Annotated in this window: 17 protein-coding genes and 1 pseudogene; 11 read left to right on the top strand and 7 right to left on the bottom strand. The window is 60.5% G+C overall.

All coding sequences use genetic code 11. From position 1 onward, the window contains the following. Positions 1 to 15 precede the first annotated feature (15 nt). On the top strand, positions 16 to 1,407 hold the full coding sequence (gene eat, locus UAA55_RS19095; protein ID WP_322954723.1) for an ethanolamine permease: 1,392 nt from the start codon (positions 16 to 18) through the stop codon (positions 1,405 to 1,407). A 67-nt stretch (positions 1,408 to 1,474) separates the two neighbouring features. On the opposite strand, the gene UAA55_RS19090 is transcribed toward eat, so the two are convergent. Continuing rightward, positions 1,475 to 1,714 carry a hypothetical protein gene (locus tag UAA55_RS19090; protein ID WP_040846647.1) on the bottom strand — a complete coding sequence of 80 codons (240 nt, stop codon included), beginning with the start codon at positions 1,712 to 1,714 and terminating at the stop codon, positions 1,475 to 1,477. A gap of 277 nt (positions 1,715 to 1,991) precedes the next feature. Between UAA55_RS19090 and UAA55_RS19085 the strand changes: the two genes are divergently transcribed. Beyond that, positions 1,992 to 2,618, top strand: a complete 627-nt coding sequence (locus tag UAA55_RS19085; protein ID WP_322954722.1) for a YitT family protein — start codon at positions 1,992 to 1,994, stop codon at positions 2,616 to 2,618. Between the two features lie 125 nt (positions 2,619 to 2,743). Here UAA55_RS19085 and UAA55_RS19080 read toward each other — a convergent pair whose 3' ends face one another. Together UAA55_RS19080 and UAA55_RS19075 are read right to left on the bottom strand one after the other, a co-directional pair. Then, the gene (locus UAA55_RS19080) at positions 2,744 to 2,980 is read right to left on the bottom strand and encodes a hypothetical protein (RefSeq protein ID WP_322954721.1); all 237 of its coding nucleotides are present in this window, start codon (positions 2,978 to 2,980) and stop codon (positions 2,744 to 2,746) included. Between the two features lie 208 nt (positions 2,981 to 3,188). Next, positions 3,189 to 4,121: a S1/P1 nuclease gene (locus UAA55_RS19075; RefSeq protein WP_322954720.1), complete on the bottom strand. Its 933-nt coding sequence runs from the start codon at positions 4,119 to 4,121 to the stop codon at positions 3,189 to 3,191. Positions 4,122 to 4,697: 576 nt separating this feature from the next. On the opposite strand from UAA55_RS19075, the gene UAA55_RS19070 reads away from it, so the two are divergent. The 4 genes and pseudogenes from UAA55_RS19070 to UAA55_RS19055 all read left to right on the top strand — a co-directional run bounded on the left by UAA55_RS19070 (position 4,698) and on the right by UAA55_RS19055 (position 9,602). After that, positions 4,698 to 5,765 (top strand): dsDNA nuclease domain-containing protein, encoded by a 1,068-nt coding sequence (locus UAA55_RS19070; RefSeq protein ID WP_322954719.1) that lies wholly within the window; start codon positions 4,698 to 4,700, stop codon positions 5,763 to 5,765. Between the two features lie 51 nt (positions 5,766 to 5,816). Further along, the gene (locus UAA55_RS19065; RefSeq protein ID WP_322954718.1) at positions 5,817 to 7,499 is read left to right on the top strand and encodes an AAA family ATPase; all 1,683 of its coding nucleotides are present in this window, start codon (positions 5,817 to 5,819) and stop codon (positions 7,497 to 7,499) included. 142 nt (positions 7,500 to 7,641) lie between these two features. Beyond that, a pseudogene (locus tag UAA55_RS19060) lies at positions 7,642 to 9,141 on the top strand (type IV secretory system conjugative DNA transfer family protein). Between the two features lie 2 nt (positions 9,142 to 9,143). Next, positions 9,144 to 9,602, top strand: coding sequence for a hypothetical protein (locus tag UAA55_RS19055; protein ID WP_322954717.1), 459 nt, complete (start codon positions 9,144 to 9,146; stop codon positions 9,600 to 9,602). A gap of 21 nt (positions 9,603 to 9,623) precedes the next feature. On the opposite strand, the gene UAA55_RS19050 is transcribed toward UAA55_RS19055, so the two are convergent. The 4 genes from UAA55_RS19050 to UAA55_RS19035 form a co-directional block, all read right to left on the bottom strand. After that, positions 9,624 to 10,259 (bottom strand): hypothetical protein, encoded by a 636-nt coding sequence (locus UAA55_RS19050; RefSeq protein ID WP_322954716.1) that lies wholly within the window; start codon positions 10,257 to 10,259, stop codon positions 9,624 to 9,626. Continuing rightward, a complete protein-coding gene (locus tag UAA55_RS19045; protein ID WP_145619456.1) occupies positions 10,259 to 10,525 on the bottom strand; it encodes a hypothetical protein in 267 nt (88 codons plus the stop codon). Before UAA55_RS19045 ends, UAA55_RS19050 begins: the two co-directional genes overlap by 1 nt. 177 nt (positions 10,526 to 10,702) lie before the next feature. Then, a complete protein-coding gene (locus UAA55_RS19040) occupies positions 10,703 to 11,407 on the bottom strand; it encodes a hypothetical protein (RefSeq protein WP_322954715.1) in 705 nt (234 codons plus the stop codon). Between the two features lie 59 nt (positions 11,408 to 11,466). After that, positions 11,467 to 11,814 carry a hypothetical protein gene (locus tag UAA55_RS19035; RefSeq protein ID WP_322954714.1) on the bottom strand — a complete coding sequence of 116 codons (348 nt, stop codon included), beginning with the start codon at positions 11,812 to 11,814 and terminating at the stop codon, positions 11,467 to 11,469. A 200-nt stretch (positions 11,815 to 12,014) separates the two neighbouring features. Here UAA55_RS19035 and UAA55_RS19030 point away from each other — a divergent pair, with 200 nt between their 5' ends. The 5 genes from UAA55_RS19030 to UAA55_RS19010 all read left to right on the top strand — a co-directional run bounded on the left by UAA55_RS19030 (position 12,015) and on the right by UAA55_RS19010 (position 17,378). Continuing rightward, positions 12,015 to 12,260 carry a helix-turn-helix domain-containing protein gene (locus UAA55_RS19030; protein ID WP_322954713.1) on the top strand — a complete coding sequence of 82 codons (246 nt, stop codon included), beginning with the start codon at positions 12,015 to 12,017 and terminating at the stop codon, positions 12,258 to 12,260. A gap of 211 nt (positions 12,261 to 12,471) precedes the next feature. Continuing rightward, the gene (locus tag UAA55_RS19025) at positions 12,472 to 13,590 is read left to right on the top strand and encodes a helix-turn-helix transcriptional regulator (protein WP_322954712.1); all 1,119 of its coding nucleotides are present in this window, start codon (positions 12,472 to 12,474) and stop codon (positions 13,588 to 13,590) included. A gap of 101 nt (positions 13,591 to 13,691) precedes the next feature. Continuing rightward, complete coding sequence (locus UAA55_RS19020) at positions 13,692 to 13,919, top strand: hypothetical protein (protein ID WP_322954711.1); 228 nt, start codon at positions 13,692 to 13,694, stop codon at positions 13,917 to 13,919. Between the two features lie 18 nt (positions 13,920 to 13,937). Then, positions 13,938 to 16,172, top strand: coding sequence for a type IV secretory system conjugative DNA transfer family protein (locus UAA55_RS19015; protein ID WP_322954710.1), 2,235 nt, complete (start codon positions 13,938 to 13,940; stop codon positions 16,170 to 16,172). Between the two features lie 42 nt (positions 16,173 to 16,214). Beyond that, complete coding sequence (locus tag UAA55_RS19010) at positions 16,215 to 17,378, top strand: hypothetical protein (RefSeq protein WP_322954709.1); 1,164 nt, start codon at positions 16,215 to 16,217, stop codon at positions 17,376 to 17,378. Position 17,379 lies beyond the last annotated feature (1 nt).

Raw genomic sequence — 17,379 nt, 5'->3', positions numbered from 1 at the left:
GGTCCGGAAAACGACATGGGGGCACGGGGCATGGCGGCGGATGGGGCTGGGCTGAACAAGAGCCTGGGCGGGTGGCATCTCTGGGGCATCGCCGTCGGGCTGGTGATCTCGGGCGAGTATTTCGGGTGGAGCTACGGCTGGGCCCAGGCAGGAACGCTGGGTTTCCTGGCCACCACCATCCTGGTGGCGGTGATGTACACCGCCTTCATCTTCAGCTTCACCGAGCTGACCACCGCCATTCCGCATGCCGGCGGCCCCTTGGCCTACAGCCATCGCGCCTTCGGGCCCCTGGGCGGATTCATCGCCGGTTACGCCACCCTGATCGAGTTCGTGTTCGCCCCGCCGGCCATCGCGCTCGCCATCGGCGCCTATCTCAACGTCCAATTCCCGGGCCTGAGCCCCAAGCTGGCCGCCGTCGGCGCCTATGGCGTCTTCGCCGCGCTGAACATCGCCGGCGTCACCATCGCCGCCACTTTCGAGCTGTGCGTGACGCTGCTGGCCATCGCCGAACTGCTGGTGTTCATGGGCGTTGTGTCGCCGGGCTTCACCTGGGGCAACTTCGCCGCCCACGGCTGGTCGGGCGAGGCGGGACCGCTGTCGGGCGCCGCCCTGGGCGGCGTTTTCGCCGCCATCCCCTTCGCCATCTGGTTCTTCCTGGCCATCGAAGGGGCGGCCATGGCGGCGGAAGAGGCGAAGGACCCCGCCCGCACCATCCCCCGCGCCTACATCGCCGGCATCCTGACGCTTGTCGCCCTGGCCTTCGGCACCATGGTGCTGGCGGGCGGGGTGGGCGACTGGCGGGACCTGGCCAACATCAACGACCCCCTGCCCCAGGCCATGAAGGCGGTGGTGGGGGCGGACAGCGGCTGGCTGCGCATGCTGGTGTGGATCGGCCTGTTCGGTCTGGTGGCCAGCTTCCATGGCATCATCATGGGCTATTCCCGACAGATCTTCGCCCTGGCCCGGGCGGGCTTCCTGCCGGCGGGTTTGAGCCGCCTGCACCCCACGCGGCGCACGCCGCATTGGGCCATCCTGGCGGGCGCCGCCGTGGGCATCGCCGCCATCTTTTCCGACGAGGTGCTGGCCTTCGGCGGCCAGCCGCTGACGGCCAACATCGTCACCCTGTCGGTGTTCGGCGCCATCGTCATGTACATCGTCAGCATGGCCAGCCTGTTCCGCCTGCGCCGCGCGGCGCCGGACATGGCCCGCCCCTTCCGCGCGCCGGGATATCCGCTGGTGCCGGCCGTGGCGCTGGGCCTGGCCTGCCTGTGCCTGGCCGCGCTGATCTACTACAACCTGTTGCTGTTCGGGGTCTTCGTGGCCCTGCTGGCCCTGGGCTGGCTGTACTGCCGCCTGACCGTCTTGCGCCGCCCGGCGGGCGGGGTGCTGCCGGAGGCGGGACTGTAGGAAGGCGAACGGCCCGGGCGAAGGCGTCCGGGCCGCTTCCTCTCGCCAGATGGCACGCTGACGACGGTCAGCGCGCCAGCATGCTGTTGGTGATGCCCGGGGTAGGCACCTCCAGGTCCGGGCGGCCCAGGCGACCCGCCATCTCGGCGCGCACCACCTTCAGCCGTTCCAGATATTCCTCGGCTTCGTCGCCGGCGGTGTCGGTCAGGATCAGGCTGTCGCTGCTCCACCGTTCGATCAGGGGATCCAGGTCGGCGATGCGCTCCTGCAGGATGCGGGCGTACGCGGCGCTCTGGTTCGTGCTCATGGCTTTCCTCCTGCTATGATGCGTCCCCCCAAGCCTTTCAAACGCCGGGAAGATCGGCAACGGGGCAATGGTTCAAGGCCCCTACGCCGAAAGCCCGTAACGGCCGCCCCCTCTATGCGGTCCGACTAGGTGCGGCCGTCTATGCCCGGCGTCGTACCGCGGTGGAGGGCCGCCGCCCCTCCCGGCGAACCGGCCAGCCGTGTGATCACGGAAGATCTCATCATCATGTGAAGTAATATACAATGAGATCGATACAGTACTCGTTGGGCGATTAACGATGAGTTCGGACAACAAACAGCAACACAGAGCTTATGAGGACCTGGCGGCGCTGGGCATAGGCACCTTGCTCGTCTCACTGGGAACGGTGCTGTACGCCAAGGCGACGCTGCTCGTGGGCAGTATCGCCGGCCTGGCCCTGCTGCTGCACTATGTGACGGGCCAGGGCTTCTGGATATTCTTCTTCGTGTTGAACCTGCCCTTCTACGTGCTGGCTTGGCGGCGCATGGGCTGGCGTTTCGCGGCGCGCACCTTCGCCGCCGTGTGCCTGGTGACGGTGGAAACGCGGCTGACGCCCGGCTGGGTGGACTTCGCCGTGCTGAACCCGGTCTACGCGGCGCTGGCCGGCGGTGGGCTGATCGGCACGGGCCTGCTGATCCTGTTCCGCCACCGCATCGGCTTGGGTGGCATCAACATCCTGGCGCTGTACCTGCAGGAACGCTTCGGCATCCGCGCCGGCTATGTCCAGCTGGGTCTGGACGCGGCCATCCTGGCGGCCGCCTGCTTCGTGCTGACACCGGGGCGCCTGACGCTATCGGTCGCGGGGGCGGTCATCGCCAACATGATCGTGGCCATGAACCACCGCGCCGACCGCTACCTGGGCCTGACCGCCGATCCGGCGCGCTGACATCGGGATCTGGGGGAAAACGGGGCGGGGGAAAACAGGGCGCAAAACCACCCCGTCCCCACGTCCGCGCCCAGGGACCAGCCCCAGGGCGGAGCGCGGGGAGAAGGGGAGCCAGGAGAGCGCCGCTAACGGACCGTCATGCCGTCGGCGACCGGGGGGGCCGTGCGCCCATCCAGATCGGGCCGCGCCATGCGGCTGACCAGTTCGGCCCGCAGATCCTTCAGGCGATCCACGAATTCCTCGGCCTCGTCATGGGCGGCACCGGTCAGCAGGAAATGCCCGCTGGTCCAGCGGTCGATGAGGGGGTCGAGATCCGCGATGTGCTCCCTCAGGACGAGGGAATAGGTGCTGTACTGGGTCATGGGACACCTCCACCTTGGTACTCCCATGAAAGTCCCGACCGGACGCCTTCGCAACTGTTCTCTCGTATTGGTCCACCTATTTGACGCACATTAAGTAATTGGGCCGAATATTATCTGATAAAGCAGATGCTTCGCCGAACCACGGCATCGGCCCGGGGGCGCCACCGCGCCGGCTCAACCGGTCTTCAGGTAGGAAGGCCCCGTGGGATCAGTGGCCGACCGCCTGGTTCACCACCCAGGCCAGGCGTACACCGGCCATTTCCAGGCGCATGCGGACCAGCGGCCAGGCGGCGGTCTCGTAACCTTGGGCCAGGCGCTCGACCCCATCGGATTCCGGCGACCGCAGCAGGCCGTAGACCACGTCGCGCGCCAGGCCGTGGCTTTCCTCGCCCCAGGCCTGCACCGCCTTGTCCAGGCCGGCGCCCTTGAACGGGGGCTTGGTGGACCGCGCCTTGGGCGTCCAGGCCTTGACGTCATAGGCGGTGATGGCCGGTTCCAGCGTGGTGGCGGCCACCTTGGCCTTGGCCAGGTCGATGGAATAATCCTTGTTCACCGACAGGCCCAACTCACGGTCGATGATGGACCCGTCCCACACCGAATGCAGGTTCAGGTGGCCGTTCCGGTCGTCGTCGAAGTAGCGGACCTTGACGTCGTTGCCGCCCTTGTCATGGTCGCGCTCGGCGGCGTGCAGCGGCTGGTGCAGGTCGCCCACCAGGTGCACCACCCACTTCAGCGCCGCCAGGCGCGCCTCGGGCGCGGCCTTGGTGTCGGCCAGGATGCGGGCCTGCTCCGGCAGGCGGGCGATGACGCAGTTCTCACCGGCGCAGTCGCGCGCCGGATCATAGGCCGGCTGATCGGTGGGCACGTCGACATAATGCCAGGGCAACGTGTCGGGCAAACCGCCCTTGTCCTTGGGCAAATGGCCCACGGTGTCCGGCCAGCTCGCCACCTCATCCAGGGTGTGGTGACCTTCCAGCGACAGCAGCTGATCCACCGCCGCCTTGGCCTTGGGCGTCAGCCGGTCCTGCGCGATGTCGCCGACGATGGCGTGCCCGTTGGGGCCCCAGGCCAGCGCCGGGCCGGCGGCGAGGGCGGCGGTGGAAATGAAAGCGGCGGCGGCGAGGCGGCGGAAGGCGGTCATGGACGGTCCCGATCTGGAGAAGGCCGCCAAATTAACCGCTTAACGTTGCGCTGTCATGTCGGGCGCGACGTTGGCGCGCGCTGGGCATGGTCGCGAAAAATGGCCCGCGAGGGGCCATCTTTGACAGTCGGCGATTTCAAGGGATTGAGTGGTGCCCCCGGTCGGACTCGAACCAACACGACCTTGCGGCCAACAGATTTTGAGTTTGCCGCCACATAGGTTATGTCCTTGTAAAATATAAGATTTCCTCCGAGCGCCAAGGCGCTGTGTAAGAATATGTGTAAGTCCTTCGGCAAAAATGTGCAAGCGAAACCGCCAGATGGAAAGCATCCGCTTTTGGACGTTAAACTGCGTGATTTGCGGGGATTCCAACTGGCATAACGGCCCCTAAGCGCCGCCATGTGAACGATACGGTATCAAAATAGACCCGGGCCAAATGTCACGACTGTCCCAGCCGATATCGAGTAGGGGCCACTCATGGCGGTGGCTCTATATGGAAGTGAATACACTTGATCGTTGCATAAATATCGACGCCCGCTATAATTGCAGCCCCGTTATTATCCGGCCCCGAATCATATGCTTGACCTCTTTGATACCTTGCTTACAAAACCACAAAGAGAAAAAGCGGGAAGCCTCGCTCAGGATCGCTTCGACTTTCAGACCTGTTGGGGCATTCATCATCTAATTGAATTGCATGAAAAAGGTAATGACTACGCTATCGGATTCGAATTCCATGACGACATTTTTGTGGTCCGGTATGAGAAAGATCAGCCAAAGATTAGTTTTTATCAGATAAAGACAAAATCTTTAGGTTCATGGGACATCAAGGAAATAATAAAGCAACCAAAATCCAAAAAGTCAGTCGCTCGGTCGATTGCTGGCAAGCTTTTTGATAATAAGGAGAAATTTCCGGACGTTACAGAGCATCTCGGATTTGTCAGCAATGCTCCCGCTTCATTCATAAAGGTAGCATATCCCTGTCGGTTCTCGCAGGGAGATCAAGCTGCATTCAAAGCTTTAATCGCCGCCCTCAAAATCGAGTTCCCCTCCGCAGTTGCCGATCAAGATGGCGAGCTTTTTCACTTTCATAAGACGGCCATGCCACTTGAGGCTTACGAGACTCATCTGAGAGGGAAGATATCGGAATTTATCATCAAGACGTGCAACGTTGATGCTGGCCACGATGCTTTTCGGCTTGCGCTACTTGATCAATGCAGAAGCCGTTCCAAACATATGCGAGATGTTAAATCCGTTCCGGAATTGCTGGCTGCGAAGTTCATTCGACGGAGCGACCTCGAAGGATGGATTAAGAGTTTTGAAGAGGCTCATAAACGTCGCCCATCGTGGGATCAAGCTCAACACCACCTTGAGCCGATCTCCGCAGCAGATTTACGTGGCATCCGTCAACAATGGGAAAAATATGAAGCAGATCGCTTTAACGTCACAAACATAGTCCTGCATCATATGCGTTCATCTATTAGATTGGAAATAGATAAATATCTTGATCAGAATCCTCACTCGCCGGTGAAAGACTGCATATTTAACGTCGCCGATACTATCGCAGAGGTTTACGAAACTGAGCACAAATTATATTCAATTAACTACATTCGAGCCGCGACGCTACATGAGTATCAATCATCATGAGACGGGAAGAGAGCTATAAACTCCTAATCAGGCATTTACGGAAAAAGAACCATGAAAATATTGCGCTTAAAGAACTTGTATCTAATCTCGATGACAGAAAGGAAGGCAAAGAAAATTCCCTTCCACGAGAAAGTGACGGTTATCAAGGGCGAGAATGATACTGGAAAATCATCTATCATTAAATCGATATATTGGTGCTTAGGTGCCGAACCAGCCGTTATTAGCGATAGATGGAAAGAACTTTCTCCCACTGGTGTTCTTGAATTTTCTGTAGACGGCGAAGAATACAGCGTCATACGCACTGGAAATCTATTCGGAATTTTTAACGCGTATGGCAGCCTTCTCCTGAAAACGGCCAGTGTAGCCGAAGGCATTACGCCGTTTATAAGTCGGCTACTCGATTTCGGACTCCATCTCACAAACCGAGAGGGCGATCCTGAAATCCCGCCCCCAGCCTATTGCTTCCTACCGTTTTATATTGATCAAGATCAGGGCTGGGTGGCGCAGTGGAATTCATTCCAGAATTTGGGCCAATACAGCAGTTGGAAAAAGTCAATTATCCCATACCATTCCGGGATAAAGCCGAATGAATTTTTTATTATCAATGCTCAGCTTACCCAGGAGCGCCAGAGAAAATTAGAAAAAGAGAGTGAGAGGCGAACCATTAATTCCGCCGCACTACGGATCAAAGGCCGGCAAAAAGCAATATCTATCGATATTGATGCAGAGTCTTACAAAAAAGCTATCGCGGACCTTCTTAAAGAACTTTCCGCTCTTCAAGGACAACGAAGCATATTAATGGCGCAATTGAGTGATCATCACAACCAGAAAGCCATGTTGGAAGAGCAAATGGGCATTGTACGCGCCGCCCTCTCTGAGTTTGACAAAGATTATAAATTCATCCAAGGGCATGATCATGATGCCATATCATGTCCAACATGCGGCGCTGAATACGAGAATTCGTTCTTTCATCGCTTTTCTTTAATTGAAGACCGTGAGGCGTGCCGCCAATTTCTGTCCAAGAATTCCTCGAATTTAGAGGCGATTTCCACGAAAATTAGTAAATCTAACGCTAAGATCAATCACGGTAATTTTCGAATCACGAAAATAAACTCCATCCTCGACCAAAAGAAAAAGAAGCTGAGACTTCGAGATGTCATCGATGCTGAAGCTGAAAAGAAGGCACACCAGCTAATGGTAGCGGAGATAGAGGGAATTGAACGCGATTTGCAAAAATGCAACTTGCGAATTGCGCGACTGCAGGACGATATAAAGAAATATGATGATCCCGATAGGAAAAGTAATATTCAGGGATTTTACCATGAGAAAATTATCAAATTCTCGCGTTCTCTGAATCTGAACTTAGAATTTCCGCCCTTCATCGATTATAAAATTAAAGAAACGGGCAATGATCGTCCACGGGCAATGTTGGCATATTTTTATGCCTACCTTCATACTGTACGGGAATTCACAACATCCTGTTTTTGTCCGGTCATTATAGATTCGCCCAAACAACAGGATCCAGATCCTAATAACACTATTGCGACATTCGATCTGATATTTTCACAGATGCCCGATGACACTCAGCTGATATTAGGAACAGTTTCCCTTCCAGATGTAACATTTGAAGGACACTCAATAACATTGAGCGACAAGTACTCACTTCTCCAAGAAGGAGAATTTGAGGAAGTCTCAAGCCATATAAATCCTAGAATACACCTCCTTTATTCATGAGGATTCACGCAAGAACATACCGCGCTATCCACTATGCTCTTGAGATATCACTTAGTATGTTATGGGGAATTGCCTACCATTAGTCTTATTTTAATTCTACCACCGGTATAATTCCTTCCTGTCGGCAGGACAGGAGGGTGTTATGCTGCACGATCTTCTCTCTCTTCTCAAATCGACATCGCCTTATCTCTCGATCCCGACGCTCGGCGGCGCTGCGGCGTTTGCGGCGAGCGAATTGCGGCAGGATTTGCGGGCGCGCGTCGATGAAACCGCCTCCGCCCACGGCTCGGCCCGCTGGGCGACGTTCAACCATCTGCGCCGGGCGGGGCTGCTGGGCAATGATGGGCTGATGTTGGGGCGGTGGCCGGGAAGACTCTTGTCACCCTTGCTGCGCGTCGCCACCGACCGGCATCTGCTGACCATCGCCCCGACCCGCTCGGGCAAGGGCGTCAGCGCGGTCATCCCCAATCTGCTGACCTATCCCGGCTCGGCGCTGGTCATCGACCCCAAGGGCGAGAATGCGAAGGCGACCGCCCTGCGCCGGGCGGCGATGGGGCAAGAGGTGCATATCCTCGACCCGTGGGGCATCACCCATCTGCCAGCGTCGGCCCTCAACCCGCTCGATCCGCTCGACGGCAACAGCGCCGATGTCGCGGAAGACGTGCTGCTGATCGCCGACGCGCTGGTGCCCACCAAGGGCGCATCCGGCCTCGATCCCTTTTGGGATACGGAAGCAAAGGCGCTGATCGGCGGGCTGCTGCTCCATATCCTCGCCCGCGAGCCGCCCGCCCGGCGGACGCTGCCGCGCCTGCGGCAATTGCTGACGCTCGACCCCGCCGCCTTCGCCGCGCTGCTCGACGATATGGCGGCCAGCGGCGCGATTGGCGGCCTTGTCGCCCGCGCCGCCAACCGCATCAAGCAGAAGCCGGACAAGGAGCGCGCCTCCGTCCTCTCGGCGGCCCAGGCGCACACGCATTTCCTCGACAGCCCGCGCATGGCGGACGTTCTCAGCCGGTCGGATTTCGATCTCGCCGATCTCAAGCGGCGGGCGATGACAATCTATCTGGTGCTGCCGTCGAGCCGCCTGACAAGCTATGCACGCTGGTTGCGATTGCTGGTCAGCCTGGCGCTGGCCGAACTTTCCGGCCTGGCCGGGCGGCCCGCGCATCCGGTGCTGTTCCTGCTGGACGAATTCGCGGCGCTGGGGCGGCTCGACATGATCGAAACCGCGCTCGGGCTGCTGGCGGGCTACGGCGTCCAGCTTTGACCCATCGTGCAAGACCTGTCGCAACTGCGCGACCTCTACCGCGAGCGCTGGACCTCCTTCATCGCCAATGCGGGCGTGATCCAGGTCTTCGGCGTCAACGATCCCGCCACCGCCGAAACCGTCTCGCGCATGCTGGGCGCGCGCACGGCCTCGGTGCGCAGCGAGTCCCACAACGCGCGGCGCCAGGGGAAGGACAGCGGCGTCAATTACAGCACCGTCGCGCGCCCGCTGCTCTATGCGGCGGAAGTGGCGCGGCTGCCGGAAACGGACGAACTGCTGTTCGTGAACGGCCTGCCGCCGATCCGCGCGCGCAAACTGGTCTATTACAAGGATCGCCGCTTCCGCGACCTCGTGGTTCATCCCGAGGGCGCTTGACCATGTTCCGCGCAGCGCCGCCCGCGCGCCTGCCGCCGCCGGTCGAAACCATCCTGATCTATGCCGCCTATGGCTGGGCCGATCTCAACGGCTTCAAGGCCGCATCGGGCAGGCCGCGCCTGCCCGAACGGGCCATATGGCTGCCGCTGTTCCACAGGCTCGCCGCAGCGAAGAATGGATTGAGCGCACTAAAACGCTACGCCAAGCGCGGCTGCGCCGCCTGGCGGGTGCCGGTCAGCATCGCGTCCTGTCTCGACGACGCCTTTGCCGACCGGCAATTCGCCGCGCTGCTGCAAATCGAATTCGAGCATCTGGCGGCGACGGCCTCGCCGCCGATGCGGCTGGTCCACTGGCCCAAGGCCGCCCCTGCAACGCCGCCAACGCCAACCCTGCCGCGTCCCCCGGCGGCGACGAGCGGCCCGGCTTCCAAGCGGAAGCCGGGCGGCCCCTCTCAGGGCTGAAGGGCATCCGTCGCCGCCGGTTTAGCGCAGAAAGAAATGACGGGCTCTCACACTTTCCAGGTCGGCCAGGATCGCGCTGGCACGGCGCGATCCCACATTGCGGACGAGAACACCCTGTTCTTCGCCATAGTCAAAATAGATGCCTGAAGTAAGCTCCCGAATTGCCAGCGGAGCCAATCCGAACCATAGCAGAACCGGGAGAATATATAGCGCCACCGACAAAATGAACGAGGATGCGCCAAGCGTGAACAGCTTGAATGCCTGTCCCGCATTCACTGCCGGTTGCCCGACCATGAAGGAGTTGATGCGCCAATTGTCATAACGGCGGTCCTCGGCGATCACGAATTCCCGCGAGACAATGGCCGTCTTCGTTCCGCCGCGTCCGGCATTGACCCATTTGTAATATCTGACACCGGCCCCCGCTGCGGCGGCCAGACTCAGCAGATAGACCAGGGTCGGGAATGGCGGGGACCAGAGGATGGCCGCCACTCCGAGCACGCAAAGCCCGGCGAATGCGCCGACGGGGATGGCGGCGCAAACGCCAAGGATGCCGACATCGACTTGCCTGTAGACAATCCGGATGTCATCGCCGTCGGGGATGATCTGGTAGCCGGCAGTCGCGACCCGATCCGGCTGAAAAGGCGGCGCGTCCGGCATCAGCGCCACCAGCGGAGCGGGCTGGCGACACGGCCCAACGCCATGCCTCCGAAAAGCAGAATAAGCATCACAAACAGCGTCGTGGCGGCGGGTCCGTCGCCTTCGAACGCCGGAACCGTGCAAATGATGGCAACGAGGATGACGGGCGTCAGCAAGGCATAGATCAGCCGCGCCAGCGGGCCGGGATGCCGCCGGTACATCGCGCCGCAGGCGGCGCAGGTGGTGAAGCCTTCTTTGACCAAGTTTCCGCAATGACCGCAGATCATCTGAATAACCTCGGTTTGGAGTGAATGGGCCGGGCGTTACCGCGCCGCCTTGCGGTAGGTCGTAGCGCCCATCATCGGCAGTTGGATTTGCAGCCGTGCCCCGAGACCTCGACGACAATCGCCGGGCGCTGCGCCACGACGACGAACCATCTGTCGCCAGCGCAAATGGCGGCACAGTTACGATCCCCCGGCCTTCGCTTCCTCGAAGCCTGCGAACCATAAGCGGATGTCATGCTGTTCCATGACCATCCCCATTTGATCGGCCAGATTCATAAAAAGGAGGGCGTCCATTGTGGTGCGGAATGAAAACTCCTCATTATCCACAATGAAAGGCGAGCCCGACTTGTCGTAGAAACGCCGATGTGCCTTGTCCATCGGAAGCATTCCGTCTGGCGGCACCGGGCCTTCGGTATATGTGTTGCCCGTCGTCTCGTCGGTGATGCTCGGTATTCGGGTGAATGCCTGATTTCCGCCGCCATACAGCTTCGTCGTATCGCGTGGAAAACACCAATCGAACTGACGCGTTTCCGAAAGGACACGCGAGCGCCAAATGCGGGCACGAAGCGTCCAGCATCCGGGCTGGTCCACATCTGCACCAGCATATCCAACATCCTTGAAATGAAAGGGCGGTGCATGAATCACCGTCACGGCGACATGCGGCCATTGCTGCATGATCGGCAGTTGGGAATTGTAGTTCGGGAAAATGTCCGCCAGCCCATAGGGCGCGAGAGGGTTCGTTTTCGGCGGCCCCTTGTAGACAGGGGCCGTATCGCCCTGGACGTTATGAAGCATTTGCCGCAGCCCGTCGCTGTCGGGGAGCTTCCCGCAAGAGCCCAGGAAAAGCGCGGCAATACCAATCGCAAGAACTCCACGCGCACGCATGCACGTCTCCATCAGATAGGGGGCGCTATGAATTGTTCCAATCCGCAAGCGAATGGGCGCTATTGCGCCGTCTTGCGATAGGTCGCAGCGCCCATCATCGGCAGTTGGATTTGCAGCCGGTCGCCCGAGACCTGGGCGACAATCGCCGGTCCCTGCGCGACGACGACGAACCATTTATCGCCTTCATGCTTGTATTGGACGGCCATCGAGGGCCACACGCCGCCGGAGGGCGTCATCATGCCGGAGGTGAACTCGACCTGCTTGCCGAGCGCCTCCTGCGCGGCGCTGGCCTGCCCTGTCGCCTGCCATTTGCCGAGAACAGGGTTCCGGTCGCAGGCCGTCAGCACGGTCAAACCGATGAGGGCCGCTGCCAGGCCGGAATGCTGAAAAATGGACCGCTTGATCATCGTCACAAGACTCCGTGACCCGTTCGGAAGGAAGGCGGCGCATGCAAGCGGGCGGGATGCCAACGGCCCCGCGCACCGCCGCAGGCAGAATAAGCGAAGGGACTCTGCACCGCCAGTTGAAAATCTACAAATTTACGCCTTCGCGCTCATTTTTACGCGATGGCTGGTCAAATCCCGCTTTGGGATGCCGTGATCCGCCCATGATCGTATCGCCTCGCCAAATCCGCGCCGCGCGCGGCCTGCTCGGCTGGACCCGCACCGAGCTTGCGGATCGCGCCATCCTGTCCGTCACGACCGTCGCCGATATCGAGCGCAATGACGTCAATCCGCGCGCCTCGACCCTCTCGGCGGTGATCCTCACGCTCGAAAAAGCGGGCATCGAATTCCTCCGCGCCGACGCCTCCGGCAAAGGCGAAGGGGTGCGGCTGACGCGGCACGATATCTGACGGTTGATTTCGGGCCTTTGCAGCCGACGCCCCACGCGCCGCGCAAAATGTCGGTAGTGCCTCCCCGATACATCATCCCTCCCGGCCAAGCGCAAAACCTGGGCGATGATTGCCGTGAGCCTTTTCAGCCGCATCACCCACCTGGGTGATAAATTCCTCCCGTGAGCCGTGCGAATGGACGATAGTTACTCGCCGCGTCGGATTCCGGGCCATGACGGACGATATCGAAAGGCTGCTCGACCTCATCTATGACGCGCCCTGGCAGCCGGACGGCTGGGCGGTCGTGCTGCGCGAAGTGCGTAGCGCCGTCGGCGCGGTCGGCGGCCACATCCTCGATTCGGACTTCTCCGGCGCGGCTCCGGTGCGCCGCTACCTCGTCCAGCAGGGCGTGCCGAAAGAGGCGCAGGAAGACTATGACGCCAACTGGTACGCCGACGATCCGCGCTGGGCCTATGGCGTGCCGAATGTCGGCCATGTGATCGCCGACCATGAGCAACTGCCGCCCGAGGTGCGCCGGACGCACGGCTTTTATCGCAGCTATCTCCCGGCCTATGATTTCGGGCCGCTGCTGTCGGTGCCGTTCGAGACCGGCCCCCGGCGCATCGTCGGCTTTCAACTGCTGCGCCCCAACAAGGCCGAAGTCTATGGCCCGGAAGAAAAGCGCTTGCTGACCTTCCTCCTGCCGCATCTGCGGCGGGCCATGGCGGCAACCGCCAAGCTCGGCGCGGTCCTGTCGCAGCAGGATGCGGCGCATGCCGCTCTGGAGCGGATCGACAGCGCCGTCATCCTCGCCGCACCCGACGGCAAGGTGATCTTCGCCAACAGCCGCGCCAGCCGGATCGCCGCTCTGGGCGACGGATTGCATCTGCGCGCGGGCCGCCTGGTGCTGGACGACCGGGCGGCGCAACGGCAACTCGACCGCCACATCACCGGGGCCGCGCCGCAACTGCTGCTGCGCGCCAAGCGCCCCTCGGGCCTGCCGGATTTCGTGCTGCACGCGACGCTGACGCGCCCCGGCGAAAGCATCGGCGGGCCGCTCTTCCTCGAACCGCGCGCCTGCATCTTCATCAGCGACCCGGTGCTGATGCCGCTGGCGGCGGAAGAGACGCTGCGGCAGGCATTCCGCCTGACGCCCGCCGAGGCGCGGCTGGCGCAGGGACTGCTCAACGGCCTCAACCGCGCCGACTATGCGCGGGCACAAAGCGTCAGCATCAATACCGTCAAACGCCAGCTTGATAACGTCTTCGCCAAGACGCAGACCGCCAGCCAGCAAGAGCTGATCGCCGTCATGACGCGCTGCCTTGCAGCCATGGCCGCACCCGCTTTTTAGTAGACGTGGAAGCCATATACGCACGCAAACGGCGTAGATTCGACTCCAACCGCTACTCCGGCAGTGATACGCTTCGCGTAAACGTCGAAGCGGGGGCGGCGATGTTCGATGCTTTCTTTTCAGACAAGGACATGAGTTCCAAAGCGCTCATGCGCGTCATCATCGTCCGGAAGCCGATCCGGCCCGAATGGCGGCGCGGCGCTCTGGTCACGCCAAACGTGGCGATTGTCTTCCTGGTGCTCGCGCTCGCCCTGACCTTCGGCGTTTCAGGCTATCGATTGATCCTCGGCCTCATGGGGGCCGGTCAGAGCTATTCGCGCCATCCTTGATATACGGCGAGGGCGACAATGGGCCTGCGCGATATCTATGTCGGTTATCTCTGGCAAGATGCCGAGAGTTTGGATGCGCTGGTGCTGCATCCGCCGCTCGAAGCGCCCGACGACGATCTCGCCTTCGCGCGCGAGCTTTATCACCGGCACCTCGCTCATCTTCTCGCGGCGCGGCTGTGGCAAGCCGAATGGCAAGCGCTGCTCGCGGCGGGCGTGGCCGCGCTGCTGCTGCATTGGATCTCAAGGCCCGCCTTGCCGGGCCTCCTCACTTTCGCCGTCTGCCTGCTGCTAATGGTGGCCATTGCGGGCGGCGCGCGCCTTCTCGTTCGCTGGCTATCGCCCCACGGCAATGCGCAGACGCAAGCGGCTCTGGCACTGACGGCGCGCGTCTGCTTCCGCCTCAATCCCACGGGCACCCCCGCCGATCTCGAAGACCCGTGGCGGCACGGCTGGCTTCTCGCCGATGGCCGCCCGGTCGCTTCGGAAATCGCCGAAACCGATCTGCGCTCGACCGATGCCGCGCAACGCGCCAGCGCCTGGTTGTGGCTGGCGCTCGTCATCGGCCTGCTGCCGCTGGCGGCAACGCTGCTGGCCTTCGTGCCGCTGGCGGCGCTGCTGATCCTCGCGCTCATCAAATCGAAACTCGATCCCAACCCCGCCGCCGTGCGGGCGCGGCTGCTGGATGTCGCCGCCGCGCACAGCGCCGAAGCCGCCGCCTGGTCCACCGGCGGCGCGTCGAAATGGGCACGCCAGGCCGAAGCCGCCCGCGAAGCGCAGATCGAAGAGGCCATCCGCGACACCTCGCCGATCCTCAACATCGGCACCGCCCTCGGCATCCTCGCCGCGCGTGGCGACGCGCTGGCCCCGAGCAAGGGCCTGCCGATGGTCCTCAGCCTCAAAGACCTCATGCAACACCTGATCGTCTTCGGCGGCACCGGCTCGGGCAAGACGGCGGGCGTCCTGCGCCCGCTCTGCAAGCAGATCGCCGCCCTCGAAAAGGTCGGGCTGATCGTACTGGACGGCAAAGGCGCGCTGCCGGGCGAAGTCGCGGCGATGCTGCCCGGCTTCACGGTCATCGACCCGGCCAGCACAGCGATCTCGCTGGTCGAGGGCCTGACCCCGACCGAGATTGCCAGCACCATCCGCGATATCCTCGCCAGCAAGGACGCCAAGGATAAATTCTTCGACGACAGCGCGATGGCGCTGCTGCGCTTCGCCGCCGTCATCGCCAAGCTCGATGACGCGGCGGGCTTCAGCCTGGCCAGCATCTGGCAAATCGCGCGTGACGGCCCGCCGACCGAGCTTCTGGACAAGGTGAACCCGTCGATCCCGGAACAGGATGAAGCGGCGACCTTCTTCACGTCCGAATGGCCCGCGCTGGAAGCGAAAACCCGCGCCTCGATCCTCGCGACCCTGCGCACCTGGTACATGACGATCACCGGCCACCCCGCGACGCTGCAATGGGCGATGACGGCGGCGGGCGGCAGCGACGCCGATATCAAGAGCGCGCTCACCGGCGGGCGCGTCGGCATCCTCGCCCCCGCGCACCGCTACGGCGCGGCGGGCCGCGTCGTGATGGCGCTGATCAAGGCGCGCCTCTACGCCGCCATCCGCGACCGCGCCGACAAGGGCCTTGCGGAAGGCGAAACGCCCGTGGTCCTGATCATGGACGAGGCGCAGGAAATTGCGATGAAGGAGGATGCCGACATTCTCGGCATCGCCCGCAGCCTGCAACTCGCCGTCGTCGCCGCGACGCAGACGGTCGAGGGCGTCGAGGCCCAGCTTGGCGAGTTCGACGCCGCAAAGTGGCTGACGCTGTTCAGCTCGGTTATCGCCCTGCAAAACCGCTCGCCGAAAACGGCGGCCCTCGTCGCCAGCCGCATCGGTGCGACGTACCGCCCGACGCTCGACACGATCCCCGGCGTGCCGACGCTACGCGGCGCGGTCTGGGCGCAACAGGCGACAGGCCGCATCGCCGCCGCAAAAAATCAGCCTCTGCTCGCCAGCACCATCGAACTCGGTCAGGGCGGGCGCGTCGCCGACCTGCTATCCGCGATCAACCCCTTTCAACTCTTCAAGGCCAACCTCGCAGGCCAGCAAGACCGCCCCACCTCGAAAATCGCCGTCGCGCCCATCGTGACGGCGGAAGAGGTCAACGAACTTGTCGTCGAACCCAACACCGCCCTCGCCGTACTGACGCGCGCAAGGGTGCCGAGGCGGGATGTGGTCAGGTTACGCCCTGGAATAGTTTAGAAAGCATCCGCCATTTACACTTCAAGATGAAAGGAGCCGACAATGAAGCGCTTTAAGATCGCCGCCTTCCTCCCGTTCCTTTTCCTAATACCGCATGCTTCTTTTGCCCAACAGGGAGCGGAAATAATCCGCATGGATGACGGCGTAAAATCAACGTGCATAAATTACAAGAAGGACCATGTTGTTATCAATCTTCGGAAGTTTATCTTGGAACATGAAGACGGATGGTTCCGCGCTGATCAAAGCGTAACCTTATATATCGCAACAAGGGTCAAAATCAGAAGCCAAGATGAATCTCCAACCATCTCTCTTTCTCGTTCTATCGCAGTCGGAACTACCGAGTATGACGACGGATTGGTTTCCGCTGGAATTGAAGATGGACTTTTGGATGATTTTTCACTTACGGATGGAAGCGTATCCTACCATTCAATTGGTCTATCGATTACGTTAATTAAAGAACAAGGAGCGTCTCAAGCGGTTGAAGTAATAAAAAATCTTTCATCCTTGGCTGGAACTATAACTTTCCCCGGCTCCGGTCTTTTGCAAAATGGCTATAAGACCGCGTCTGCCTATGTAACCGGCGCATTAGACCCACTTATCAAAGGAGCAGAAAAGAAATCGGAGGCGAGATATAATTCTAATATTTATATGAGCTTTGCCGATTCGTACAACTGTACTGGAGACCAAGAAAGAACCGGCACAAAGGCTATAGTGTATCCTCGAAAGGGATACGAAAATGGAGACATAAGAAAAGGATATATAAACATAGGAGATATAAAGAATGACAAATTCTGCTTTAAGCCTCTATTGGGCGCATCCTATGGCATAAAATTTACCACAAAAAATAACGACGGAACATGCGATGACGGTCACTATTCTCCATTGAATAATCCGTATGTCATGCTTTTCGTAAATGCCGCACCTCCGGTCGAAGAAAGAGCCCAACTACAAGTGAGCGCCTTGTCTACTACCCCCGAACGCGATCTAAAAATGTCCCGCACCGATATAGCAAGTGCCCTTAAAACGAGTGGTATGCGTGGCGACAGCCTTAAAACGGCAACAGACGGTATAGATAGACTTTCGGCCGCGACGCAGAAGGAAAGAGAGAGCACTTCTGCGCAATTCCGCTCAACGGGCCTATACTATGAAGCTCTTAAGCGTTGTGAGATACATAATTTCCCGGCAGAAAAATGCCTTGGCCGCTAGC

The organism is Nitrospirillum guanabarense, from assembly GCF_034653355.1.
In the GTDB taxonomy this organism is placed as follows: Bacteria; Pseudomonadota; Alphaproteobacteria; order Azospirillales; family Azospirillaceae; genus Nitrospirillum.
The sequence above is the reverse complement of the archived record's forward strand: the minus strand, read 5'-3'. Positions and strand labels throughout refer to the sequence as shown.